Consider the following 24,811-nt stretch of genomic DNA (forward strand, 5'->3'; position numbering starts at 1 on the left):
GTGATTCTCCTTAATCTGTGTAGCAATACTGTTTACACATAATCAGGAATAGTTAAGCGAGACCTGACTTCATTATGGGGAGTTCAGTACTTTGCTACGCATTCTCTTATATTATTGTAGGGTAATTATTATTTAAGGTAAGAGGTCTTACCACTTAATATTGATTGTAATGTGTTTTTTAACAAAATGTAAATTAAATTCTTTTTATGAAAGTAAACTGTTACGTATACAAAATGCGGTAGAGTCAGGTTTTTATTGGGATTGATCGAGATCATCGTGATTATTTTTTTCACTTGCAGATTTTTAGCAGAGCGTTAACATATGCCGTATTGTGATGCTGTTCACGTTATTACAGGTGGTTACACTTTAATCATCGCAGCGGAATAGTATTTCCTTTTGTTGCCTTTCCCGATTCCGACTGACACATGCCCGCCGGACCCCCTACATCGGGTTGACATCAATTCCTGTTTATCAAATGTACGCAAAGTGCAAGAGGTTTTGTTGTGTTGTTATTTCATGCTTTATCACAGGCGTGGAAGGATGGTTATTCCTTCTCTAAATTTCGTGCCGATATTGTATCGGGTATTACGGTAGGTATTGTGGCTATTCCTTTGGGAATGGCATTGGCAATTGCTGTCGGTGTACCACCACAACACGGATTGTACACGGTGATTGTAGCGGGCTTTTTAGCTGCATTATTAGGTGGTTCACGATTTAATATCACAGGTCCTACTGCGGCCTTTGTGGTTATCCTTTTACCTATTACCCAAAAATACGGCTTATCAGGCTTGATGTTGGCGACCATGATGTCGGGGATCATCTTGCTATTAATGGGCGTATTTCGCTTAGGTCAGCTGGTGGCATATGTGCCATATCCAGTCACGACAGGTTTCACGGCGGGTATCGGCTTTGTTATTGCTTTTTTACAGCTTAAAGATTTATTAGGCCTACATATTCAAGGTAGTCCAATCCATTTTCCTGAAAAAGTAATGGCATACGCACACGCAATGCCAACTGCAAACTATGCTGATGCCATCGTAGGTATCGTGACGATTTTTGTCTTTATTGGTTGGGCAAAATTAAAAACACGTATTCCACCACACCTTGTCTCATTGCTTGTTGGTACGATTTTAGCGTTAGCATTAAATAAATTTGGTCCTGAGCATGTTACTTTGCTTGGTGAGAAATTTAGCTACACCATTGGTGATATTGTAGGTCATGGTATTCCACAAGAAGCGCCACAATTTATGGCGTTATGGAAATCAGATACTTTCAATTGGGCTACTGTGATCGAGCTAATGCCATCTGCATTAACCATTGCCATGCTTGGTTGTATTGAATCATTACTGTGTGCTGTTGTGGCTGACGGTATGACAAGCAAGAAACATAATCCAAACGCTGAGTTGGTTGGTCAGGGTATTGCGAATATGGTGGTGCCTTTCTTCGGTGGTATTCCAGCAACAGCAGCGATTGCGCGTACGGCAACAAATATTCGTTCAGGTGCGTTTTCTCCAGTGTCTGGTATGACTCATGCGTTATTTGTGTTAGCAGCAATGATTGTATTAGCACCTGTGCTTTCTTATGTACCTATGAGTGCACTAGCGGGCTTGCTGATCATGGTTGCTTGGAATATGTCTGAAGCACCACATTTTGTGCATACGTTAAAAGTAGCACCTCGTCGTGATGTTGCGGTATTGATGACTTGTTTCATCCTAACGGTGGCATTTGACATGGTTGTGGCTGTGATTGTTGGTCTATTATTGGCTGGTGTGTTGTTTATTCAGCGTATTGCAACATTAACAACGGTGACAATTACTCATGATGAACATCCGCATTTAAACTTTGGTGATGATGTGGTGGTTTATGATATCAATGGTCCGCTGTTCTTTGCCGCGAGTGAGAAAGCGTTTTCTGTGATTGAGCATGCAACCACTGAAACCCGTGCAGTAGTGCTTGATTTTAGTGATGTATCAACTATTGATATTACGGCTATTCATGCTTTTGAAACAGCACTCGATCGTTTATCAGAGCTACCAGTATATTTAGTGGGTGTGCAATCTCACGTTGAACGTAAGCTCTATCATGCGGGTGTATTTGAAGCGGAGAATGTGTATTTATCGCACTCTGTTGGTCAATTACAGCAAGTTTTAATGATTAATTCTCACAATGGCTCGGTTAAAGAGTCGACACTGTAAGTTATTTGTATGTAAACTGCGAATAACGGTGTATTTAAAACATCAAGCGGGTATTTACCCGCTTGATTTGTATCTAAAGAATAATAGAGAGAATGGCTTATGTATCAGGATTTGATCCGTGCTGAACTAACTGAAGCGGCTGACGTACTAAATCGCTTTTTAAGTGATGATAAGAACATGGCTGATATTGAAGCGGCAGCTAAGTTATTAGCGGATTCTTTCAAACAGGGCGGTAAAGTGCTGTCTTGTGGTAATGGTGGCTCTCATTGTGATGCAATGCACTTTGCTGAAGAGCTAACAGGTCGTTACCGTGAAAACCGTCCAGGGTACCCAGGTATTGCTATTTCAGATCCAAGCCACTTATCGTGTGTAAGTAATGACTTCGGCTATGAGTACGTATTTTCACGCTACTTAGAAGCAGTGGGCGCAAAAGGTGACGTTCTATTTGGTCTGTCTACATCAGGTAACTCGGGCAACATTTTAAAAGCGATTGAAGCGGCGAAAGCGAAAGGCATGAAGACTATCGCTTTAACGGGTAAAGATGGCGGTCAAATGGCAGGCCTAGCTGACGTGGAAATCCGTGTTCCTCATTTTGGTTACGCAGATCGCATTCAAGAAATTCATATTAAAATTATCCATATTTTAATTATGCTAGTTGAAAAAGAAATGGCGGCAGAATAAGTCAAGCTTAGCACTGACCGTTGAGAAGTATCGTTAATGAATAACAAAAGGGCATAAAGGAATATGTGTGAATTGCTAGGCATGAGCGCAAATGTGCCAACCGATATTTGTTTTAGTTTTACCGGTTTAATGCAGCGTGGGGGCAATACCGGCCCTCACCGTGATGGTTGGGGGATTACCTTTTATGAAGGTAAAGGCTTTCGTACGTTTAAAGATCCAAACCCAAGCTGTCAATCGCGTATTGCTGAACTTGTCCAAGAGTACCCAATAAAGAGTCGTGCAGTGGTGAGTCATATTCGCCAAGCCAACCGAGGGGCGGTGAATTTAGAAAATACCCACCCATTTACTCGCGAGTTATGGGGAAATTACTGGACTTTTGCGCATAATGGTCAGTTGACGGGATATGAGAGTTTAGAAACAGGCAGGCATCAAGCGGTCGGTGATACTGACAGTGAGATCGCTTTTTGTTGGTTATTGAATCAACTTGAAACGAAATTCCCGGTACTGCCTGATGATTTGAATCCTGTTTTTAGCTATTTTGCAGAGTGTTGTGATCAGTTACGTCAGCTCGGTGTTTACAATATGTTATTAAGTAATGGTGAGTACGTACTTACCTATTGTACTAATAACTTACATTGGATCACTCGTCGTGCGCCGTTTGGTAAAGCATCTCTTATTGATGAAGATGTCACGATTGATTTTCAGCAAGAAACGACACCTAAAGACGTGGTGACAGTCATCGCTACTCAGCCTTTAACCAATGATGAAAATTGGCACAAAATGGCAACAGGAGAATTTATTGTGTTCCATTGCGGTGAGCCTGTATTTAATCAGCTGGTGGCTGAAGAGAAATAGCTGCGTCATTTTGTAATCGATATGACTGAAATGCGATAAACAGAAAGAGAAAAGGCGATCAGATGATCGCCTTTTTTTATTGAGCTGCGTAACCTTGGGGGGGAAGCGTTTCACCATCTAACACGGCTTTGCCATCAACCATGGTTAAGCGTTTTTCAGCTAACCACTGAGTCACAAGCGGATAAATTGCATGCTCTTGCTTTTGTACCCGAGCCGTTACTTCTTCAACGGTATCATTGGCAAAAATAGGAATTTTTGCTTGCAGAATAACAGGTCCGCCATCGAGCTCTTCTGTAACAAAGTGCACGCTAGTACCATGTTCAGTATCGCCTGCATCTATCGCACGTTGATGGGTGTTTAATCCTGGGTATTTAGGCAATAAAGAGGGATGAATGTTTAACATTTTCCCTTTAAAGCGACGGACAAAATCACCGCTTAAAATACGCATAAAACCAGCAAGGATCACCACATCTGGGTTGAATTGCTCAATACGTTCAGCCAATGCATCATCGTATTGTTCACGGTTGTCATATTGTTTAGGTGCGATATGTATCGCTTCAATATTGGCAGCACGTGCACGCTCTAACCCGTACGCATTCTCTTTATTTGAGATCACAGCAGTAATTTGACTATTTTTAATTAAGCCATTGCTGCATGCGTCAATAATCGCTTGAAGATTACTGCCGCTACCTGAAATAAGGACGACGATATTAGTCATGGTATTACTTGATCTCAACTTGTTCTTCGTTCTCAGCCGTATTGGCAATTTCACCTAATAGCCATGCGTTTTCGCCTTCAGCATTTAGGATATCAATAGCTTGTTGTGCTTGCGCTTGTGGTAGGGCAATCACAAGGCCAACACCACAGTTGAACGTGCGGTACATTTCGTAAGTTTCTACGTTACCTGCCGTTTGTAGCCAGTTAAAGATGGCAGGCCATTGCCAGCTATCACCATTAACAACAGCTTTTGTGCCTTTTGGTAGCACGCGTGGGATATTTTCCCAGAAACCACCGCCAGTAATATGAGAAATCGCGTGAATATCACAGCTTTCCATCATTTTTAGCGTCGATTTTACGTAAATCTTAGTTGGTGTTAACAGGTGATCAGAAAGCGTTTTACCTTCTAACTCTTCGTTTAAGTCAGCATTTGAAACTTCAATGATCTTACGGATAAGTGAGTAACCGTTTGAGTGAGGACCACTTGAACCAACAGCGATAAGTGCATCACCAGCTGTTACTTTTGAACCATCAATGATATCGGCTTTTTCAACGACGCCGACACAGAAGCCAGCAACATCGTAATCTTCACCGTGGTACATGCCTGGCATCTCAGCAGTCTCACCACCGATCAATGCACAACCTGATTGAATACAGCCTTCACCAATGCCTGTTACAACACTTGTTGCTGTATCGACATCCAGTTTGCCTGTCGCGTAGTAATCAAGGAAGAACAGAGGCTCTGCACCTTGAACGATAAGATCGTTAACACACATAGCAACAAGATCGATACCGATAGAATCGTGCTTGTTTAAATCCATCGCTAAGCGAAGTTTAGTACCTACGCCATCAGTACCTGATACTAAAACAGGCTCTTTATATTTGGTTGGCAGTGAACAAAGTGCACCAAAACCACCAATTCCCCCCATCACTTCTGGGCGATGCGTACGCTTTACCACCCCTTTAATACGGTCTACTAATGCATTACCAGCATCGATATCAACACCAGCATCTTTGTAACTAAGAGAAGAGTTTTTGTTGCTCACAGATGATCCCTCAACGTATTAAAGTAAAAAAGCAGGGGTATGATAACAGCAGTCACAGCCTAAAGGAAAACGTTTGCGTCATTTTTTTTGACTGGATATTAAGTAAACAGTCAAACGTTTACTACTATCAGCAATCGTTTGGCTTAGTATATAATAATGCGATTTTATTTTTTATTTGCTCGGGAGTCAGAAGATGAAAGTTGTTGAGGTAAAACACCCACTGGTTAAACATAAGATTGGTCTTATGCGCGAAGGTGACATCAGCACTAAGCGTTTCCGTGAGTTAGCAACTGAGGTTGGTAGCCTACTGACATATGAAGCGACTTCAGACTTTGAGACAGAAAAAGTGACCATTGATGGTTGGAACGGTCCAGTTGAGATCGACCAAATCAAAGGTAAAAAAGTGACGGTAGTACCTATTCTTCGTGCCGGTCTTGGCATGATGGACGGTGTACTTGAACATATGCCAAGTGCACGTATCAGTGTTGTTGGTATCTACCGTGATGAAGAAACACTTGAGCCTGTACCATATTTCAACAAGCTAGCATCAAACATCGATGAGCGTATTGCGCTGGTTGTTGATCCGATGCTGGCAACAGGTGGTTCTATGATTGCGACACTAGATCTGTTAAAAGAGCACGGTTGTACGCAATTTAAAGTTCTAGTACTAGTGGCAGCACCTGAAGGTATTGCAGCACTAGAAAAAGCACACCCAGATGTTGAGCTATACACTGCAGCTATCGATGAGAAGCTAAATGACAAAGGCTACATCGTTCCAGGTCTTGGTGATGCCGGTGATAAGATCTTCGGTACTAAGTAATTAGTAAACAAGATTTAAATAAAAACCGGACGTGATGTCCGGTTTTTTTATTGCTGTTTTTCGTGTTTATTAACGAAAAGAGTAAGCGAGAGCTAAGCTACTCTCGCCTATGGTGGCATTCATTATAGATGCTCTGTATCTTCAATTTGCGCATTATCAACGATATGATTTTCACCTAAATCTTGTGGCAAGATCAGGTTCAGAACAATCGCAACAATACCGCATAAGCTCACACCTTGCAGGCTGAACTCACCAATACCAAATGCCATCCCACCAATACCAAATACTAGCGTTACTGCAACAATCACAAGGTTACGGGCTTTGTGTAAATCGACTTGGTTTTTGATCAGCGTATTTAGACCAACGGTTGCAATAGAGCCGAATAGTAAGATCATGATCCCACCCATTACAGGCACAGGGATGGTTTGTAGCATTGCGCCTAATTTACCTACGAACGCTAACACTAATGCCGTAATTGCCGCCCATGTCATGATCACAGGGTTAAATGCTTTGGTTAGCATTACCGCACCCGTTACTTCAGAGTAAGTCGTATTAGGCGGTGCACCTACCATAGAGGCTGCAATCGTCGCAATACCGTCACCCGCCATTGTGCGGTGTAGGCCTGGCTTTTTCAGGTAGTCTTTACCTGTTACGTTGGAAATCGCTAGCATGTCACCTACGTGCTCAACTGCAGGTGCAATGGCAACAGGGATCATGAAAAGGACTGCGTTAATATTAAACTCAGGGAAAGTGAAGTTAGGAAGTGCTAACCAACTCGCATTATGCACCGGGGTAAAGTCCACCACACCGAACGCTAAACTTGCTAAGTAGCCTGAAGTGATACCACCTACAATCGGTACTAGCTTTAGCATGCCTTTGGCAAACACACTTAAGCCAATAGTCACGATTAATGAAATGGCTGAAATCCATAGCGCAGTGTCATGTGCGATAAGCTGAACACCACCGTCACCTGTTTTACCTACAGCCATATTTACAGCAGCTGGCGCTAAACCTAAACCGATGACCATGATCACTGGGCCGACAACCACAGGTGGTAGCAGTTTATGAATAAATCCCACACCACGAACTTTGATAATGCCACCCAAAATGACATAAACGATACCCGCCATCATTAGGCCACCCATGGTGCTTGCAACACCCCAAGCTTGGATACCGTACATAATTGGTGCAATAAATGCGAAAGAAGAGGCTAGGAAGATAGGAACAGAACGTTTGGTAACAAGCTGAAAAAGGAGGGTTCCTACACCAGCACCAAAAAGTGCCACATTGGGGTCAAGCCCAGTAAGTAACGGAACAAGAACGAGAGCACCAAATGCGACGAATAACATTTGGGCACCTTGTAATACCTGCATCATACTCAAAATCACCTTGTCATAAAAAAAATCGCGCAATGCTATCACAAAAAGCAAACGATTACCTAGTGTGTTAAGAGAAAAAAACTGCTAATTATTTAATGACTGATATTTGTGACTAGAGAAGTTTTTTAAAGCATGTGGTTTGTTTCTTGCAGGCTGTATTGTTTTGGTTCAGGAAAAAGTACATATTGTAGGATAAATTGATGGTAAGCCGTGTTTCTATACAAGACGTCAATCGGTTTAGGAGCTCGCTGATATTCAATTTCTTTTTGCCAACTTACTTTAGTAAATAATGAGTGCTTTATGTTGCGATTTGCGTTGTTGTTTTTAGCGTTACTGGCTTTACCGATTAAAGCTGCGACGGTTAGTAATTTATATCAGGCTCAAGTAGTCATGCCAGCTGGTGGACAGAATGCTGATCAAACAGCACGAGAGCAGGGCTTTAAACAAGTGCTGATCAAAGTGACGGGGGATCAAAATATTGCTAAGAATACTGTAGTAGCTCAAGCGTTAAAAAACAGTTCGGGTTATGTTAGCCAGTTTAGTTATGGTCAAGACAATGGTCAGCAGACGCTGAACTTAACCTTTGATAAGGTGCAAATTAAACAATTATTAACGCAAGCAAAAGCTAATTACTGGAGTGAACAGCGTCCTGATATTTTAGTTTGGATGGTTGATGATAACGGTAATAGTCGTGATATTTTGTGGGATCAATCGGCTAATGCTTTAGTGGCTGACACTAAGCAAGCAGCGAATGTTCGTGGTGTACCTGTTACTTTCCCTATTGGTGATTTTAATGATGTAACTGCACTGCACGTATCTGACTTATGGGGCAGTTTTGTCGATCCTATTTCAAGTGCGAGTAAGCGCTATAACGCTGGTGGATTGCTATTAGTAAAGGCGATTCAGCAAGGTGATGACAAGGTTGAATTATCATGGCAATTATATACGCAAAAGCCGAGCACAATTGCGACAGACACTCAGCCCATCACAGGTAAAGCCAGCGGTACATTAGCACAAGCAAGCAGCGATATGATGAATCAGGTTGCTAATCATCTGGCGCAAAAATATGCCTTAGCATTGGGTAGCAGTGCTGCAGGTAAAGTGAATATTGAAGTTGATAATGTTAACTCAACAGAAGATTTCTTTACGTTAGAGCGCATGCTTAATCATATGACGACAGTAAGTAGTGCAAATGCTGTAAATATTAAAGGTGACAAAGTCATTTTCCGCATGAACTTGTCAGCGTCGACGGCAGAGTTTAAACGTGAATTAAGTCATGATAGCCGTATTAGTGCAGATGATTATGCTGTAACTAATAATAATTCAGCGGTAACAACAGCATCTGCAACTGATGTGAGTACTTCATCAAATGCCGTTGATGTTAGTGCAACTCAAGTACAGCCACCAGTGCAACAAAGCGAGAACTATGTAGCGCCAGACAATATTTATACTTGGCATAATTAAATTTCGTTTAGCGTTACAGTAAGAAAGCCCTCAGTGTGAGGGCTTTTTAGTCTTTGAATTATTCTTTTGGTGGCTCAAAACGTTCACGCTCTTCTCGTTCTACTTGCGATAAGCGTTGTAACTTTATTCCTAATTCTTTAGCTCGAAGGCGGGCAAAAAGAATGTTACTGAGAAACGCAACAGAGACGATGATAAACTCAATGGCTGCTAACCAGCGTTCCCCTTCATCAATGGTCAAAATGGTTAATGCATGTAAGAAATAGAACATTAAAATAAAGTTCGACCATGCATGGGTATAAGGTTTCGCTGCTAGCATGCCACGTAAAGGTAATAGCATCGGCAATATCCAAAGCGCAGCCATTACCCAATTATTTAAATGTGGATGAGGAGAGATCACGATCTGCCATAGGGCGACCCATAGCATCAAACTTAAATTGGCACAGAGTGCAAATCGGTGGATAAATAAAGTGCGAGGTTGCATTGGAGGCATCGAATCATCCTTTTCGTAAGCCATTAATATCAGGAGTGATGAAGTAGCGTTGCCGTGTGTGCTAAGCGTCTTCCTAATGCTTGTGCTAACTCAATTTCATCTTTATGCAATTGCTTATTGGTGCCTGTATTGAGGTGCGAAGCACCGTATGGGGTTCCGCCATGCTGCGTGGTATGCAAGGTTGGTTCGGAATACGGAATCCCCACGATTAACATGCCATGATGTAACAAGGGCAAAAGCATCGATTGCAACGTGGTTTCTTGACCACCATGCATAGACGAAGATGAAGTAAAGACACAAGCAGGTTTATCTATCAATGTGCCTGATAACCATTGTTGGCTGGTGCTATCGATAAAGTGTTTCAGTGGTGCGGCCATATTACCGAAACGTACAGGGCTTCCCATCGCTAGCCCAATACACTCTTTTAGATCTTGATGAGAGACCAAAGGATCCATGTAAGGTTGCTGATGATCATTTGGATTAATATCAGCAACCGTTCTTAGTACCGCTTCACAGCCAGAGATTTGCTCAATACCACGACCAATATGACGGGCTAATTGGCGAGTGTTCCCGTGTTTGCTGTAATAAAGGACTAAGATTTTCTGCATTATAGAATATCCAATACTTGCACTGGTGGACGACCTAATGCAGCTTTATCACCATTGACGACAATAGGGCGTTCGATCAGTTTTGGATGGCTTGCCATTGCTGTGAATAATGCGCTGTCTGTAACGTCATCATTACCTAGGCCTAATTCTTTATATTCTGCTTCTTTCGTTCGCATCATTTTACGCACAGAGTCTAAACCGAGTTGACGGTACAGCGTTTCTAACTCTGTCACACTAGGTGTTTGCTCAAGGTATTTTACAACCGTTGGAGTAATGCCTTTCTCTTCTAATAGCGCTAACGTTTCACGGCTTTTTGAACAACGAGGGTTGTGATAAATAGTAACTGACATGACATCTCCTAATTCTATGCGTGATCTATTTTTTACTTAATTGTTATGTAGTTATTGTAATCGTATTAAATACGCTGGCTACTAAAATTTATTTCTGTAGCGCTTTAAATCGTTGACGTTCAAAGCGTAGTTGATCAATACGAGCATCGTAACGAGCTTGATCCATTGAGCCTAGCTTTGCCATTTGCGCAGCTTGAGTATAGTTATTAATGGCTTTATCCCATTGAGCACGAAGCGCCAGAAGTTCGCCTAATGCTGCAAGCTCTGCACTACGATTACCGAGCTTGGCATAGTTCTTCGCCAGTAATGTCCAGCCATTGGTATCTTTGGGGTGATCGTAAGCATAACGGTTTAGAATTTGGATACTTTGCTGATATTTCCCTGATTCTAAATAGGCGTTAGCTAAATTTAAGCGCAGTACCTTACTGTTTGGATTGCCTTTTAGTGCTGTTGTTAAACGTGAAATTGCACGGTCATATTGCTTTTGGTACAGATCAAGATCGGTTGCCGCATCAATAAAGAATAGGTTATTGGGTTCACTTGCCAATAATGGGTCTAATAATTGATGTGCTTGTTTGTATTTACCATTATCAAGATAGACCAGCGCTTTGCCGTAATTGAGTTCTTTACGACGATTTGGCGCGGCTTTTTTCAGCTCTCTATTTAACCAGTTTAGTGACGATGCCTCACTAAAGTTAGCATTACGCGCCACGATACGGGAACGCGCTAATAAGTAACGCTCAGAAGGTGGCAGTATCACTGTTGGGTAGTTACGAGCACGCATACGACTATCGGTGAGACGGGACTCTGGCAGTGGGTGAGTGAGTAACATTGCTGGTAGTTTAGAGGTATAGCGATATTGATCGGCTAAGCGACCAAAAAAGCGCGGCATTGCATGTGCATCAAAGCCTGCTTTTGCCAATGTTTTGATCCCAATGCGATCTGCTTCTTTTTCATTACTACGAGTAAAATTGATTTGCCCTTGCATACCAGCAGCTGTCGTTGCGTGCATTGCCGCTAATCCCGCTTCTGGTGCTGCAACGGTTAATAATAATGAACCAATTAATGCCGCCATAGTGATCGGAGAGTTTCTAGCGTCGGCTTCCATTTTTCGCGCTAAGTGGCGTTGGGTAACGTGAGCGATTTCGTGGGCCATGACAGAGGCGAGCTCGCTTTCGGTTTTGGCATGCAAAAACAGCCCTGAGTGGATAGCGACATAACCACCAAAGAAAGCAAACGCATTAATTTCTGGGTTTTGAATTAAAAAGAAATTAAAAGGTGTACGCACATCATCTGCACTGGCAACCAGTTTATGACCGAGCGATTGAACATAGTCAGACAATAGCGGATCGTTAATCACCGGCTGGCTGGCACTTAATATCCGCATATAAGCGTCGCCATATTCCAGCTCTTTATCAATAGTTAACGTCGAGGCGGCAGTCGTCCCCATTTCAGGTAAGCGATTAGCATCACTAGCAATAGCTGGAAGACTGCTACTAAGTAGAGCAGAAAGCAAAAGATAGGTTGGTGCTTTGGTAAATCGAAACATGGGAAAGATACTACCACCTTGTAAGTTATCTTTAATATCTAAAGAGTTAGGACAACGAATGACTCCATAGGTTCGTTATTGTGAATCATGTCCTTTATCTATCTCGCATCTTGGTTGTGCTTGAGGTTACAATACGGCAATAGAAAATCTCTGTCACTTAAAGCAATGGAAATTTTATCGCTTGATTTAACGACACAACGCTGCCCATTGGCATTGTTGCTAGCAAAACGTGCGTGCGCAAAACTTCTTTCTGAACAACAGCTTGAACTGCGTATTTCTGACAGCGGTGCAAGAAGCGATATTCCTCGTTTCTTGCTTAACCATGGATACATTATTGACACTGTAGTTAACGATAATACTCAGCTTGTCATGTTAGTGAAAAAAGGACACGTCTCTACATGTTGAACATGTTAAATCGCTGGTATCAGCGTCGATTCTCAGATCCCCATGCCGTCAGCTTAGTCGCCATTTTGCTCGGTGGTTTTCTTACGATTTATTTCTTTGGTAGCTTAATTACGCCACTGCTAGTCGCAATTGTATTGGCGTATTTATTAGAGTGGCCCGTTGCAAGGTTAACCAAACTAGGGCTGCCGAGAACCTTCTCTGTGATGCTAGTTTTACTGCTCTTTGCTGGATTAATGAGTTTAGCATTGTTTGGTTTAGTGCCGACTATTTGGCATCAGGTGGTGAATTTAACTGCAGACGTGCCGAAGATGTTTAATGACTTACAAGTGTATGTATCAAGCCTGCCTGAGCGTTATCCTGATTTTGTCCAGCCTGCGCAAGTTGTTGATTTGATGAATAACTTACGTGAAAAAGTACTGGGAATGGGAGAAAGCGTTGTAAAAGGCTCACTGGCATCACTAGTTAGCCTTGCGACATTAGGTGTGTATTTGATTCTGGTGCCATTGCTGATCTTTTTCTTATTAAAAGATAAAGATGAAATGATGCAGACCTTACTAAAAGTGCTACCTAAAAACCGTCGTCTAGCGAGTAAAGTCGGCAGTGAAATGAATGAGCAGATCTCGAATTATATTCGCGGTAAAGTCATTGAAATCTTAATTGTTGGCATCGCGAGTTATGTTACTTTTGCGGTGATGGACTTACGTTATGCAGTGTTACTTGGCGTGCTGGTTGGTCTATCTGTCTTGATCCCTTATATAGGTGCGGCAGCTGTAACTGTGCCTGTTGCGATGGTGGGGTTATTTCAATGGGGATGGACGCCGGATTTCTGGTGGCTACTGTTAGCTTACGGCATTATTCAAGCATTGGATGGCAATGTATTAGTTCCAATTCTATTTTCTGAAGCGGTGAATTTACACCCAGTAGCGATTATTGTCGCAGTATTAGTATTTGGCGGTTTGTGGGGATTCTGGGGCGTATTCTTCGCAATCCCATTAGCAACATTAGTCAAAGCCGTATGGGGCGCATTGCTTTCTGCTGAAGATGAACTTGATGATGTAGAGCACGTATAACCTATGAAAAAGGCCGCAAGATGCGGCCTTTGTTATATCTATCAATGAGCATGCTTAAGTGATGCTTATTGATTTAAATAATCCAATACCACTTGATGGTGATCTTTGGTTTTAAACTTGTTGAAGACATGTTCAATGGTGCCATTTTCATCAATTAAGAAGCTGATACGGTGTAAACCGTCATATTCGCGACCCATAAACTTCTTCAAGCCCCACACCCCAAATTGTTCTGCAACGGCATGATCTTCATCAGATAATAGGGTGAAGTTAAGGTTATCACGCTCAATAAATTTAGGTAGGCGTTTTACTGGATCAATACTGATACCAAGTACAACCACATTTTTCTCATCAAGTTCAGCTTTGCTGTCACGTAGACCACATGCTTGAACTGTACAGCCTGGCGTCATGGCTTTCGGATAGAAATAAGCCAATACTTTCTTACCTTTAAAATCACTTAGGCTAACAGGCTCGTTATCTTGATTCATTAAAGTAAATGCCGGTGCTGGTGTGCCAGCTGTGAGCGTATTCATAGAAATATCCTTTTAGTTATTGTGATTCAATACACCAAGGTGTCTGAATAAATTAAGGCTGACAATGAAGTTTATGTACGTTTTAGTTAGCTTTTATGACCAATAAAATTCACTGAACCAGAAGCTGAAACTGATTGGCACAAGGTTTCAAATTCTTCTTGTAGCGTCATCAAATTACAGTTTTCCGGCAAGTTAGTGTTTATTTGAAGCACTAGCTGGTTCATTACGCCTTCTGATTGACTCTCAAGTGTATTGGCACTTAATGCTGAAATATCAATATGACGACTTGCCATGAAATGAGTAAATTGCTTGATCAGACCTGGGCTGTCATTTGCTTCAACATGGAAATCTGCCGTATAGGGGAAGAAGCGCTGCTTATGCTTGTTTGTACGTTTCATTACCGTGATCAGATCGTGCTCTTGGCCTTTTAGAGGTAACGTTGATTCAATACGAGAAATCGCATTGTTGTTACCCGATAGCAGCATGATCAGGGTAAACTCAGAACCAAAAAGGGCAATACGGCTATCGACAATATTACAGCCACATTGAGTGACGAGATGGGTGATCTCATCAGAGATACCTGGGCGATCAGTACCTACAGCAGTTATGACAAGGTAATGTTCCATGTTGGTCTTCAGTGTTAAAGAATTATCTAAGCATGTTAGCACAGAGTCATGCTGAAACGATTGCAAATTTCGTTAGAAAAAAGCGAAGACTTCGCGCAGTTTTTGGTGGCTTTTTGAACAAAAAAGTACCTATATTATTCTGTTGTTCAAGATTTGACTTTCAAAGTCGAAAATTGTGACGAAAGCAGACGATAAAGCACGTTAGTTCACTGTTTTCACTCAGCCTTTGCTTGAGTTTATAGTCACTCAAAAGTACCATGACAAAGTTATACCCTAACCGCTTTAGCATAGATCCCCACAAGGTGATGGTGAGAGAGCCGTTTGGATATATAAGAAGAGGGGAGATGGACATGTTTACAGGAAGCATGGTTGCGCTATTAACGCCACTAGACGCTACAGGCGAAGTAGATTATGTCGGCCTGCAAAAGCTGGTGGACTACCATATTGATGCAGGCACTGATGCGATTATTGCCGTAGGTACTACGGGTGAATCAGCAACATTGACGGTTGATGAGCATATTAAAGTGGTGCTAAAAACACTGGAATATGTTGATGGACGCGTGCCAGTTATCGCAGGTACGGGTGCTAATGCGACACATGAAGCCATCACAATTACTAAGCTTTTCTCTGGTACGGGTGTTGCGGCATGTTTAAGTGTGACGCCTTACTATAATAAACCGACTCAAGAAGGTTTATACCAACATTATAAAGCGATTGCTGAAGCAACAGATATTCCGCAAATTCTTTACAATGTACCGGGACGAACTGCGGTAGACTTACTACCTGAAACTGTTGCGCGTTTAGCGAAGATTGAAAATATCATCGGTATTAAAGATGCAACAGCAGATTTATCTCGTGTGAAAAAAACACGGGAACTTTGTGGTGAAGATTTCATCCAATTAAGCGGTGATGATGCTACAGCTGTAGATTTTGTCGCTGAAGGTGGTCACGGTGTTATCTCTGTTACAGCAAACATTGCAGCAGCAGACATGGCAACAATGTTTAAATTAGCATTAAGTGGCCAAATTGACGCTGCACAAGAAATTAATCAGCGTTTAATGCCGTTACATAACAACTTATTTGTTGAAGCTAACCCAATTCCTGTGAAGTGGGCAGCGCATCAACTAGGTTTAATTGAAAACGGTGATTTACGACTTCCGCTAACTGTTTTAAGCGAGTCACAGCAACCGATTGTTAAGCAGGCTCTTTTGGATGCCGGTGTGCTTTAAGTTGCACAAGCGTAGGAGCGCAGGAGCATAAATGAATTATAAATATCGGCTAGCATTAGCTGCATTCATGGTAACGAGTTTGTCAGCCTGTTCTAGCGGGTCAGAAGCTCGCCGTCAGGCAAATCAGGATTTTAACTATCTTGAAACTCAACCTTTAGAATCATGGACTTTGCCAGCAGGGGCTGCCCCTTTCAGTAGTGCAGCTTACGTTATACCTAGCCAGAGTTTTAAAGGCGAAGTTGGCGCTAGCGTTGATATTCGACCACCACAGCAGGTTTTAAATCTCATTCCTGGTATGCGCTCAAGCGTGGATCAAGATGGTGTGACTGTACAATTGCCTCGTAGCTCTGATCTTTCTAAGTTATGGCAAGTGACTCAGAGCTTGATCAGTAAAAACAATATTGGCATTGCTAAACAAAGTGCTGATCAAATTGATACTGATTGGGTGAGTTGGACTAACAAAGATGAAGATAGCGAGATTGGTAGTCGCTACAGCATTGAAAAGTCACCATCAACCAATAGCTACCGTATTATCTTAACGGACTGGCGTGAAGACGGTAAAACAATGCCAGTAACGGCTGATAATAAGCGTCGTTACAGCATTTTGATGACTAACTTAGTTATGTCTAAGTATGATGAAGATATTCGTGAACAAGCACGTTTAGCCGCGGCTCAACAGCTTAAGCATGTTCCAATTTCATTAGGCGTGGATCGCAGTGGTTTACCAGTGCTGATTGCACGTGCATCTTACGATGACATGTGGGAGCGTCTACCAACTGTATTATCAAAGCTTGGCTTTACAGTTGAAGATCGTAACCGTTCACAAGGTTTAATTGATGTTAAGTACCGTGAACCAGATGACGAATTCTGGCAAGAGTTGGGTACTAAGCCAATGAAACTGACGGATGATAAATACCGCATTCTAGTCGGTGATTTAGGTAACCGTACTTCTATCAATATTACTGATAGTGAAGGTAAGCCTGTAACTGATGATATTTTAGAATCAGCAGCGCCTGCATTTGCAGCTGGCTTTCAAAAGTAAGCATTAGCTTGATAAAAAAAACCGCTTTGTTTAAAGCGGTTTTTTTATATCTTTATTTTAAGCTAGCTGTAATTAAGTGCTATTGATTACTTAATTTCTACACCTTGGGCTTGAAGATCGGCATGGTACGACGAACGTACAAATGGACCACAAGCAGCATGAGTAAAGCCAAGATCAAGTGCGATTTGTTTTAGCTCATCAAATTCTTCAGGCGGCACATAACGCTCAACAGGTAAGTGGTGACGGCTTGGTGCTAGGTATTGACCCAGTGTTAGCATCGTCACGCCATGAGCACGCAGATCTTTTAATACTTCAATGATCTCTTCTTTGGTTTCACCTAAACCCATCATCAAACCTGACTTAGTAGGAACATTTGGGTGAAGCTCTTTAAATTTCTTCAGCAGATCTAAAGACCATTGGTAGTTCGCGCCCGGGCGCGCTTTACGGTATAAGCGTGGCGCTGTTTCAAGGTTGTGGTTGAACACGTTAGGTGCTGTATCACGGAAGATATCTAACGCACGATCCATACGACCACGGAAATCAGGTACTAATGTTTCAATATGAATTTCTGGGCTTTTTGCGCGGATTTCATTAATACAATCAACAAAGTGTTGCGCACCACCGTCACGTAAGTCATCACGATCAACGGATGTCACGACTACGTAGCGTAGTTTCATGTCAGCAATAGTTTGTGCAAGGTGCGCTGGTTCTTCAGCATTAGGTGGTAGTGGACGACCATGGGCAACATCACAGAATGGACAACGACGCGTACAGATAGCACCTAGGATCATAAAGGTTGCTGTACCGTGGTTAAAACATTCGGCTAAATTTGGGCAAGAGGCTTCTTCACAAACAGAGTGAAGCTTGTTTTTACGCAGTGCAGATTTAATTTCCTGAATACGTTGGCTGTCAGACGGTAACTTAATCTTCATCCATTCAGGTTTACGTAACACTTCTTTTGGCGTTTCTTCATCCGCAACATTACGAACAGGGATCAAAGCCATTTTGTCGGCATCGCGATATTTGACGCCTTGTTCAATTTTAATTGGTTTACTCATGGTTGATTGCTTTCCGTCATCCACTCGACTTTCGGATAATCGAGTAATTTAGTTAATTCTTCAACGAGTACAGGCTGAACTTCCGTCAGTTCAGTTGGGCCATTGAGTAACGCCGTTTGCGTCATCTCCATTCCTGCATAACCGCATGGGTTAATACGAAGAAAAGGCGCCAAGTCCATATTTATATTGAGTGCCAGACCGTGAAAAGAGCACCCACGTCTGATCCGCAAGCCAAGTGAGCATATTTTTTGATTATTAACATACACACCAGGGGCATCAGGGCGAGCGTTAGAGCGAATCCCAAAGCGGGATAAGGTATTGATTACCGTATTTTCAATGTGTGTGACTAAATCACGCACACCGATTTTTTTCCGGCGTAAGTCGATCAAGATATAAGCCACTTGTTGACCGGGACCATGGTAAGTCACTTGACCGCCACGATCGCTTTGTACAACTGGGATATCTCCTGTGTTGAGCAGGTGCTCGACTTTGCCTGCCTGTCCTTGGGTAAATACAGGTGAATGTTCAACTAGCCAAATTTCATCTGCTGTGTCTTCAGTACGGTTATTGGTGAAGTCATGCATGGCATCGAACGTCGTTTGGTAATCACGACGACCAAGGTTTTTAATAATAAGTGCTGTGTGCAATTTACTACCCAGATATTAATGAAGATGCCAATCATAAAGAAGGCTAGGTCTGGGCATTATACCTAAACTTGGTGCAGATGTATTGTTAACGAGTGATGAAGGAGTTATGGATAATAAGTGAGAATTATAAGAAGGTTTACTGATAGAAATAACAGGCGACGTTGTGCGCCGCCTGATGTCGTTGTTTATAGTACAACGCGAACGATATCGATATCGCCTAACTCTTTGTATAACGTTTCAACTTGTTCAATGCTTGTCGCTGTGATGTTGATTGAAACGGCGCTGTAAGTCCCTTTGCTACTTGGGGTAACTTTAGGTGTGTAATCGCCAGGTGCATGGCGCTGGACTACTTCTACAACACGATCTGCAAGTTCAGGTTTGTTTTCACCCATTACCTTGTAGGTAAAGCTACAAGGGAATTCAAGTAGATCTCTTAGTTTTGGTTGCTCTTGTTCTTGCATATAGAACTCCAAGGTTCGCTTTCAATGTTGTCTTGCAACACCGCTATTATGACTAATATAAGTGTAAGGCAGGCATCTTAATGTGTCAGTCGGTGTAAAACAAGTGGTGGATGATGTCTGTAGGACGTTGGAAAAGTAATGTTTGTCTTTAGTTATGAAAACAAAAGGGAAGCCGAAGCTCCCCTTTTTGAATTGTGCATGAATAGTAATAGATTACTTAAACCAGTTTTGCACTAGCATCATGATGTAATCAACCATACGGCTAAATAGGCTACCTTCTTTTACATCGTTTAATGCAACAAGTGGGTATTGTGCTACTTCTTGATCGCCAACACGGTAAGTTAGAGTACCCACTTCTTCACCTTTGGTGATTGGGGCTTTTAGCTCTTTGGTTAGTACAAAGCTTGCTTTTAAATCTTTCGCTTGGCTACGTGGTAGTGTCACGTAAGTATTTTCAGCCACACCTAGGTTTACTGTGTCAGTATCACCCATCCATACTTTTTCAGTTTCGATGGTTTGATCTTTCTTATTTGGTGACAATGTTTCGTAGAAGCGGAAACCAAAGTTTAACAGCTTTTTACTTTCAGCTAGACGAGCATTCTTGCTTGCCGTGCCCATTACAACCGCAACAAGACGCATGTTGCCTTCAGTTGCAGTACTTACGAGGCTGTAGCCCGCATTATCTGTGTGGCCTGTTTTTAGGCCATCAACGTGCATGCTTTTATCCCAAAGTAAACCGTTACGGTTGTATTGAGTGATGCCGTTGTATGTAAATGATTTCTCAGCGTAGATCTTAAATTCATTCGGTAAATCACGGATCAGGTGGCGAGCCAGAATAGATAGATCGTATGGTGTTGTGTACAGATCTGGACGGTCTAAACCGTGAACGTTAGCAAAGTGCGTAGATTTCATGCCAAGATTCTTCGCCCAACCATTCATGAGATCAACGAATGATTCTTGAGAGCCCGCAATGTGCTCAGCCATAGCAACACACGCATCGTTACCTGAATCAACAATGATACCGCGGTTTAGATCGCTAACTTTGACGGTTTTTCCCACTTCAAGGAACATTTTTGATGAGCCAGGGAAGTTTTTAGCCCATGCATTCTTGCTGATAACAACATTGTCGTCTGGTGAGATATTACCGTTTTTAATTTCTTGACCGATAACATAGCTGGTCATCATTTTCGTCAAACTAGCAGGTGCCAGTTTTTCGTATTCATTATGACCGGCAAGGATTTTGCCAGAGTTATAGTCTACAAGGATATAGCCTTTTGCCGCGATTTGTGGAGCTTCAGGTACGACTGCTGGTGATGCAGCAACAGTAGCTGAAGCCAGCAAAGTGGCAGAAATGGCTACAGAACGGAAAAGCGCAGCTGTTTTCTTCATGGTTATTATAACTTTAGTTTATCTAAGACAAGAAATGGTGCTCACTATAGCAGATAACCTTCTGCCAATCAGTGGAATGAAGGAAGATCCCTATTTATTGACATTAAGCGGACGTAATCCGTGCAATTGCTGGTGTTTAACGTGCTGTTGTGAACAAAAATTAGCTTGTATGTTCTGGTTTTTACACTCTGAACATACAAGCCGTAATTATGATTCCTAAATTAAAATTAGGTTCATATTATCTGTTAGCCGTAATGATAAAGGCTTTTGGATAGTGATGAGCTTTCGCTTTAGTGAGTTGCTTTTCTGCATCGTTATGATCCATGAAAGGACCTAAACGTACACGGTAGACTGTGCGATTATCCACTTGCTCAATATCAACATTTGTATTGTATTGACGCTTAAGCGCGTTACGCATGTCTTCAGCTTTCGCCAAGCTATTTACCGCAGCTAATTGAACAAAGTAGTGATGAGGAATAGGTGAATTCTTCATCGCTTCTTTGCTAGAAGGCTTCGGTATATTAATCACTTCAATTTTTACAGGGGCTGTGCCGAGGCTAATGACGCCAATTTTTGCAGCCGCCGCCATACTTAAATCGATGATACGACCATCATGGAATGGGCCGCGATCGTTAACGCGTACGATAGTAGATTTACCATTACGCATGTTAGTTACACGTACAAAGCTCGGTAGCGGCAACGTTTTATGTGCTGCCGTCATGGCGAACATATTGTATGTTTCACCGTTAGAAGTTTTATGACCGTGGAACTTCTCGCCATACCAAGAGGCATAACCTGTTTCAGTGTAACCTTTGGTGTTTTTTACTATGTGGTAGCGCTTACCGCGTAGGGTGTAATCTTTATTACCTGCACGGCTATACGGTTCATAGTGTGGCACTACAGGTGGTACTTTTGAAAAATCAGGTACAACAGATGGTGCTCGGTCATCTTTTAACGAATAACGGCCAGCATTGGGATCGTCATTCGTTGGAGTATTCGGTTTAAATAATAAGCCTGGGGTGGCGTGTTCTGCTTTTGTCTCTGGCTGCTGAGGTTTATCTGGCGAGGAGCTACATCCTGCAAGTAGAACAAAAAACAATAAAAAAAGTGAACGCATTTAGGTCGCCTTAGACAACATTTTTCTGTGAGTGTGGATAGACATCAAAATACCGAAGCCAGCTAAGAGGGTCATCATGGATGTACCGCCATAACTCACGAGAGGTAATGGAACGCCTACAACAGGCAGAATGCCACTTACCATACCGATATTTACAAATACATAAACAAAGAAACTTAAAACAATACTGCCAGCCATCATGCGTCCGAACGCTGTTTGAGCTCGGCTTGCTAACAATAATCCTCGACCTAAGATAAAGAGATAAATTGTTAATAAACCAATTACACCGGTTAAGCCCCATTCTTCTGCAATCACCGCAAAAATGAAGTCCGTATGTCGCTCAGGAACGAATTCAAGCTGAGATTGAGTACCGTGTAGCCAACCTTTACCACTAATGCCACCAGAGCCAATAGCGATTTTTGATTGAATAATATGGTATCCCGCACCCAGTGGATCTGACTCTGGATTAAACAAAGTCATCACACGTGTTCGCTGGTAGTCGTGCATGAGGAAGAACCATAACACAGGAATAAAGGCACCGAGTAATACTAAAGCACCGATAATCAGTCTCCAGCTAATTCCTGACAGAAACAGAACAAAAATGCCGGATGCTGCCACCAAAATTGATGTACCTAAGTCTGGTTGTTTAGCGATTAATATTGTCGGTGTGAATATCAATACTAATGCGACGAAGATATTCCGCATGGATGGTGGTAGTGGACGATTACCGATAAACCTTGCCACCATCAAAGGTACAGCGAGCTTTAATAGCTCCGATGGCTGAAAGCGAACAAAACCTAAATTTAGCCAACGCTGGGCACCTTTTGATACCTCGCCAAATGCTAATACACTGAATAATAACAGTAAACCGACACCAAACAGGTAAGGTGCCCAAGCTTCGTAATGGCGTGGGGCGATTTGTGCAAGCAGCACCATGATGCCAAGTGACATCAACATGCGCATGGCTTGACGTTCCATCATGGCAACATTTTGACCACTTGCGCTCCACATGATGATCAGGGCAAACCCCATCAGGGTTAAGATCCCTAGTAATAGTGGCACATCGATATGTAAGCGTTCACTTAGTGTTCGCTTGGTACCGGTTGCCGCCATAATACTCATTGTTGTACCTCTGTTGTTTCTGACGCCGTGAGTGCTGAGTTGGACTCAGATTTACCTTCAGGGTTCGGTTTGATCAGCATATGGTCGAAAATTTTTCGCGCAATTGGACCACCATTACTTGAACCACCACCGGCATTTTCTAACACCATAGAGACCACTACTTCAGGTTTATCAAATGGCGCAAATGCGGTAAATAAAGCATGGTCGCGAAGGCGTTCTTCTAGCTCATCGGCATTGTATTTTTGGTTTTCAGCAAGGCCAAATACCTGTGCTGAACCTGATTTTCCACCGGCTTCGTAAGGCGTATCATAAAACGCTTTACGTGCTGTACCACGGGTGCCATAGAGTACACGGTGCATGCCTTCACGGGCGATTTCCCATGTCTCAGGTGAGACTTCTGATATTGGTGGGAAGTCTTTAAACTCAGCCGGTTTTTCTACTTCTTCATCGACAATATCTTTCAGTAGGTGTGGGCGATGGACAACACCGTTATTAACCAGCACAGATGTTGCTTTTGCTATCTGTAGCGGTGTTGCAGTCCAATAACCTTGCCCGATACCGACAGGGATCGTATCGCCTTGATACCAAGGACGTTTATGTCTTGCTTGTTTCCAGTCGCGAGTTGGCATATTAGCTTTACTTTCTTCATGAATATCAATGCCTGTGTATTCACCGTAACCAAAACGGTTCATCCATGTAGAAAGTTTGTCGATACCCATATCGTAAGCAACTTGATAAAAGTAAGTGTCCACTGACTCTTCAATCGCTTTGTAAATATTAACTGGGCCGTGCCCCCAACGTAGCCAGTCACGGAACTTACGACTGGTTGAGTTAGGAATTTGCCACCAACCGGGATCGTTACGGGTAGTTTTTGGTGTTACCACGCCTTCGGTTAATGCAGCGACTGCAATCATTGGTTTAACCGTTGATGCTGGTGGGTAGATACCCAGCGTGACACGGTTAACCAGAGGGCGATCAGGGTTGTTTAGTAACTCACGGTACTTTTTACCTGAGATCCCTTTAACAAATAGGTTTGGATCGTAACTTGGGCTCGACACCATAGCTAAAATCGCATCGTCTTTTGGATCGAGTACAACGACAGAGCCACGCTTGTGCTTGATGATTTCTTTGCCCGTTTCCGGATCTAACTTGCGTTCAGTTAAGAGCTCTTGAACATAGAGTTGAAGTCCGAGATCGATATTTAGTTTGATATCTTTACCCGGAATTGGTGGCACGTATTTTAAGGTGCGAATAATCCGCCCACGGCTATTCACTTCCACTTCTTGATAGCCAGAAGTACCGTGTAAGAGATCTTCGTAGTAACGTTCGATACCCAGTTTGCCGATATCACGAGTGGCTTTATAGTTGCTAAGCTTTCCATCTTGATCGAGCTTTTTAAGATCACGATCATTAATTTTAGCGACATAACCTAGCACATGAGTCAGTGAGTCGCCATATGGGTAGTAGCGTTTAAGGTAAGCTTTTACTTCAACACCAGGGAAGCGATGCTGATTAACGGCAAATAATGCTACTTGTTGTTCATTTAAGCCTTCAAGGATCGGTACAGATTTAAAACGACGGGTGCGACGACGTTCTTTTTTGAATCGTTCGATATCTTCATCGGTTAATCCCAATACTGATTTTAGATCAGCATAGGTACGCTCCATATCGGGCACTTTTTCGATGGTAACTTCGAGATTATAAATAGGGCGGTTTTCAGCTAGCAGTATGCCGTTACGATCATAGATAAGACCGCGGTTTGGGGATACTGGGACAATTTTGATCCGGTTATCATTGGAACGGGTTTTATAGTCTTGGTGTTGTTCAACCTGAATGTTGAATAGGTTGAACAATAACACGCTGACCAAGACAATAATTCCAATGAATGAGACAAGAGCTCGACGGAAAAATAGCGCCGACTCAGCGCGATGGTCGCGGATCTGGGTTCGCTTTTGTCTCAT

The 24,811-nt window shown here is 42.4% G+C and carries 25 protein-coding genes; 9 read left to right on the forward strand and 16 right to left on the reverse strand.

Annotated features, from left to right (window positions below):
• Positions 1–503 precede the first annotated feature (503 nt).
• From dauA to Q7657_RS12205, 3 genes are all read left to right on the forward strand, one after another.
• Complete coding sequence (gene dauA / locus Q7657_RS12195; RefSeq protein WP_107167432.1) at positions 504–2,195, forward strand: C4-dicarboxylic acid transporter DauA; 1,692 nt, start codon at positions 504–506, stop codon at positions 2,193–2,195.
• Between the two features lie 99 nt (positions 2,196–2,294).
• Positions 2,295–2,876: a D-sedoheptulose 7-phosphate isomerase gene (gene lpcA, locus Q7657_RS12200; RefSeq protein WP_008986269.1), complete on the forward strand. Its 582-nt coding sequence runs from the start codon at positions 2,295–2,297 to the stop codon at positions 2,874–2,876.
• A gap of 63 nt (positions 2,877–2,939) precedes the next feature.
• Complete coding sequence (locus tag Q7657_RS12205; protein ID WP_053986475.1) at positions 2,940–3,731, forward strand: class II glutamine amidotransferase; 792 nt, start codon at positions 2,940–2,942, stop codon at positions 3,729–3,731.
• A 76-nt stretch (positions 3,732–3,807) separates the two neighbouring features.
• Here Q7657_RS12205 and purN read toward each other — a convergent pair whose 3' ends face one another.
• Both purN and purM read right to left on the reverse strand, forming a co-directional pair.
• Positions 3,808–4,449, reverse strand: a complete 642-nt coding sequence (gene purN / locus Q7657_RS12210; protein ID WP_107167431.1) for a phosphoribosylglycinamide formyltransferase — start codon at positions 4,447–4,449, stop codon at positions 3,808–3,810.
• A 4-nt stretch (positions 4,450–4,453) separates the two neighbouring features.
• Positions 4,454–5,494, reverse strand: a complete 1,041-nt coding sequence (gene purM, locus Q7657_RS12215) for a phosphoribosylformylglycinamidine cyclo-ligase (RefSeq protein ID WP_107167430.1) — start codon at positions 5,492–5,494, stop codon at positions 4,454–4,456.
• Between the two features lie 193 nt (positions 5,495–5,687).
• Here purM and upp point away from each other — a divergent pair, with 193 nt between their 5' ends.
• Positions 5,688–6,314: a uracil phosphoribosyltransferase gene (upp, locus tag Q7657_RS12220; protein WP_008986273.1), complete on the forward strand. Its 627-nt coding sequence runs from the start codon at positions 5,688–5,690 to the stop codon at positions 6,312–6,314.
• Positions 6,315–6,436: 122 nt separating this feature from the next.
• On the opposite strand, the gene Q7657_RS12225 is transcribed toward upp, so the two are convergent.
• Entirely contained in the window at positions 6,437–7,690 is a 1,254-nt protein-coding gene (locus Q7657_RS12225) for a uracil-xanthine permease family protein (RefSeq protein ID WP_107167429.1), read from the reverse strand.
• Between the two features lie 303 nt (positions 7,691–7,993).
• Here Q7657_RS12225 and Q7657_RS12230 point away from each other — a divergent pair, with 303 nt between their 5' ends.
• Positions 7,994–9,157, forward strand: a complete 1,164-nt coding sequence (locus Q7657_RS12230; RefSeq protein ID WP_107167428.1) for a DUF2066 domain-containing protein — start codon at positions 7,994–7,996, stop codon at positions 9,155–9,157.
• Between the two features lie 58 nt (positions 9,158–9,215).
• On the opposite strand, the gene Q7657_RS12235 is transcribed toward Q7657_RS12230, so the two are convergent.
• The 4 genes from Q7657_RS12235 to bepA form a co-directional block, all read right to left on the reverse strand.
• Positions 9,216–9,647 (reverse strand): DUF2069 domain-containing protein, encoded by a 432-nt coding sequence (locus Q7657_RS12235; protein ID WP_107167427.1) that lies wholly within the window; start codon positions 9,645–9,647, stop codon positions 9,216–9,218.
• Between the two features lie 29 nt (positions 9,648–9,676).
• On the reverse strand, positions 9,677–10,255 hold the full coding sequence (gene wrbA, locus Q7657_RS12240; RefSeq protein ID WP_107167426.1) for an NAD(P)H:quinone oxidoreductase: 579 nt from the start codon (positions 10,253–10,255) through the stop codon (positions 9,677–9,679).
• Positions 10,255–10,605 (reverse strand): arsenate reductase (glutaredoxin), encoded by a 351-nt coding sequence (gene arsC / locus Q7657_RS12245; protein WP_107167425.1) that lies wholly within the window; start codon positions 10,603–10,605, stop codon positions 10,255–10,257. The genes wrbA and arsC overlap by 1 nt, the downstream gene beginning before the upstream one ends.
• A gap of 88 nt (positions 10,606–10,693) precedes the next feature.
• The gene (gene bepA / locus Q7657_RS12250) at positions 10,694–12,154 is read right to left on the reverse strand and encodes a beta-barrel assembly-enhancing protease (protein WP_107167424.1); all 1,461 of its coding nucleotides are present in this window, start codon (positions 12,152–12,154) and stop codon (positions 10,694–10,696) included.
• Positions 12,155–12,319: 165 nt separating this feature from the next.
• Between bepA and Q7657_RS12255 the strand changes: the two genes are divergently transcribed.
• Positions 12,320–12,559 carry a sulfurtransferase TusA family protein gene (locus Q7657_RS12255; protein WP_053986483.1) on the forward strand — a complete coding sequence of 80 codons (240 nt, stop codon included), beginning with the start codon at positions 12,320–12,322 and terminating at the stop codon, positions 12,557–12,559.
• A complete protein-coding gene (locus Q7657_RS12260; RefSeq protein WP_107167423.1) occupies positions 12,553–13,629 on the forward strand; it encodes an AI-2E family transporter in 1,077 nt (358 codons plus the stop codon). The genes Q7657_RS12255 and Q7657_RS12260 overlap by 7 nt, the downstream gene beginning before the upstream one ends.
• A 65-nt stretch (positions 13,630–13,694) precedes the next feature.
• Here Q7657_RS12260 and bcp read toward each other — a convergent pair whose 3' ends face one another.
• Together bcp and Q7657_RS12270 are read right to left on the reverse strand one after the other, a co-directional pair.
• The gene (gene bcp, locus Q7657_RS12265) at positions 13,695–14,159 is read right to left on the reverse strand and encodes a thioredoxin-dependent thiol peroxidase (RefSeq protein ID WP_008986282.1); all 465 of its coding nucleotides are present in this window, start codon (positions 14,157–14,159) and stop codon (positions 13,695–13,697) included.
• Between the two features lie 86 nt (positions 14,160–14,245).
• Positions 14,246–14,785, reverse strand: a complete 540-nt coding sequence (locus Q7657_RS12270) for an ACT domain-containing protein (protein ID WP_107167422.1) — start codon at positions 14,783–14,785, stop codon at positions 14,246–14,248.
• Positions 14,786–15,135: 350 nt separating this feature from the next.
• On the opposite strand from Q7657_RS12270, the gene dapA reads away from it, so the two are divergent.
• Both dapA and bamC read left to right on the forward strand, forming a co-directional pair.
• Positions 15,136–16,014 (forward strand): 4-hydroxy-tetrahydrodipicolinate synthase, encoded by an 879-nt coding sequence (dapA, locus tag Q7657_RS12275; protein WP_053986486.1) that lies wholly within the window; start codon positions 15,136–15,138, stop codon positions 16,012–16,014.
• A gap of 31 nt (positions 16,015–16,045) precedes the next feature.
• Positions 16,046–17,056, forward strand: a complete 1,011-nt coding sequence (gene bamC / locus Q7657_RS12280) for an outer membrane protein assembly factor BamC (protein WP_107167421.1) — start codon at positions 16,046–16,048, stop codon at positions 17,054–17,056.
• An 86-nt stretch (positions 17,057–17,142) separates the two neighbouring features.
• Here the strand turns inward: bamC and lipA are convergent, their stop codons facing one another.
• From lipA to mrdA, 7 genes are all read right to left on the reverse strand, one after another.
• On the reverse strand, positions 17,143–18,114 hold the full coding sequence (lipA, locus tag Q7657_RS12285; RefSeq protein ID WP_008986286.1) for a lipoyl synthase: 972 nt from the start codon (positions 18,112–18,114) through the stop codon (positions 17,143–17,145).
• Positions 18,111–18,761, reverse strand: a complete 651-nt coding sequence (lipB, locus tag Q7657_RS12290) for a lipoyl(octanoyl) transferase LipB (RefSeq protein WP_107167420.1) — start codon at positions 18,759–18,761, stop codon at positions 18,111–18,113. The genes lipA and lipB overlap by 4 nt, the downstream gene beginning before the upstream one ends.
• A gap of 185 nt (positions 18,762–18,946) precedes the next feature.
• The gene (gene ybeD, locus Q7657_RS12295) at positions 18,947–19,222 is read right to left on the reverse strand and encodes a DUF493 family protein YbeD (protein WP_053986490.1); all 276 of its coding nucleotides are present in this window, start codon (positions 19,220–19,222) and stop codon (positions 18,947–18,949) included.
• 213 nt (positions 19,223–19,435) lie between these two features.
• Positions 19,436–20,611, reverse strand: coding sequence for a serine hydrolase (locus Q7657_RS12300; RefSeq protein ID WP_107167419.1), 1,176 nt, complete (start codon positions 20,609–20,611; stop codon positions 19,436–19,438).
• A gap of 238 nt (positions 20,612–20,849) precedes the next feature.
• Positions 20,850–21,728, reverse strand: coding sequence for a septal ring lytic transglycosylase RlpA family protein (locus Q7657_RS12305; RefSeq protein ID WP_107167418.1), 879 nt, complete (start codon positions 21,726–21,728; stop codon positions 20,850–20,852).
• The gene (mrdB, locus tag Q7657_RS12310; protein ID WP_053986493.1) at positions 21,729–22,850 is read right to left on the reverse strand and encodes a peptidoglycan glycosyltransferase MrdB; all 1,122 of its coding nucleotides are present in this window, start codon (positions 22,848–22,850) and stop codon (positions 21,729–21,731) included. It lies immediately after the preceding gene.
• Positions 22,847–24,811: a penicillin-binding protein 2 gene (gene mrdA, locus Q7657_RS12315; protein WP_053986494.1), complete on the reverse strand. Its 1,965-nt coding sequence runs from the start codon at positions 24,809–24,811 to the stop codon at positions 22,847–22,849. The genes mrdB and mrdA overlap by 4 nt, the downstream gene beginning before the upstream one ends.

Origin of the sequence: Candidatus Photobacterium acropomis, from assembly GCF_030685555.1 — a bacterium.
GTDB classification, from domain to species: domain Bacteria; phylum Pseudomonadota; class Gammaproteobacteria; order Enterobacterales; family Vibrionaceae; genus Photobacterium; species Photobacterium lucens.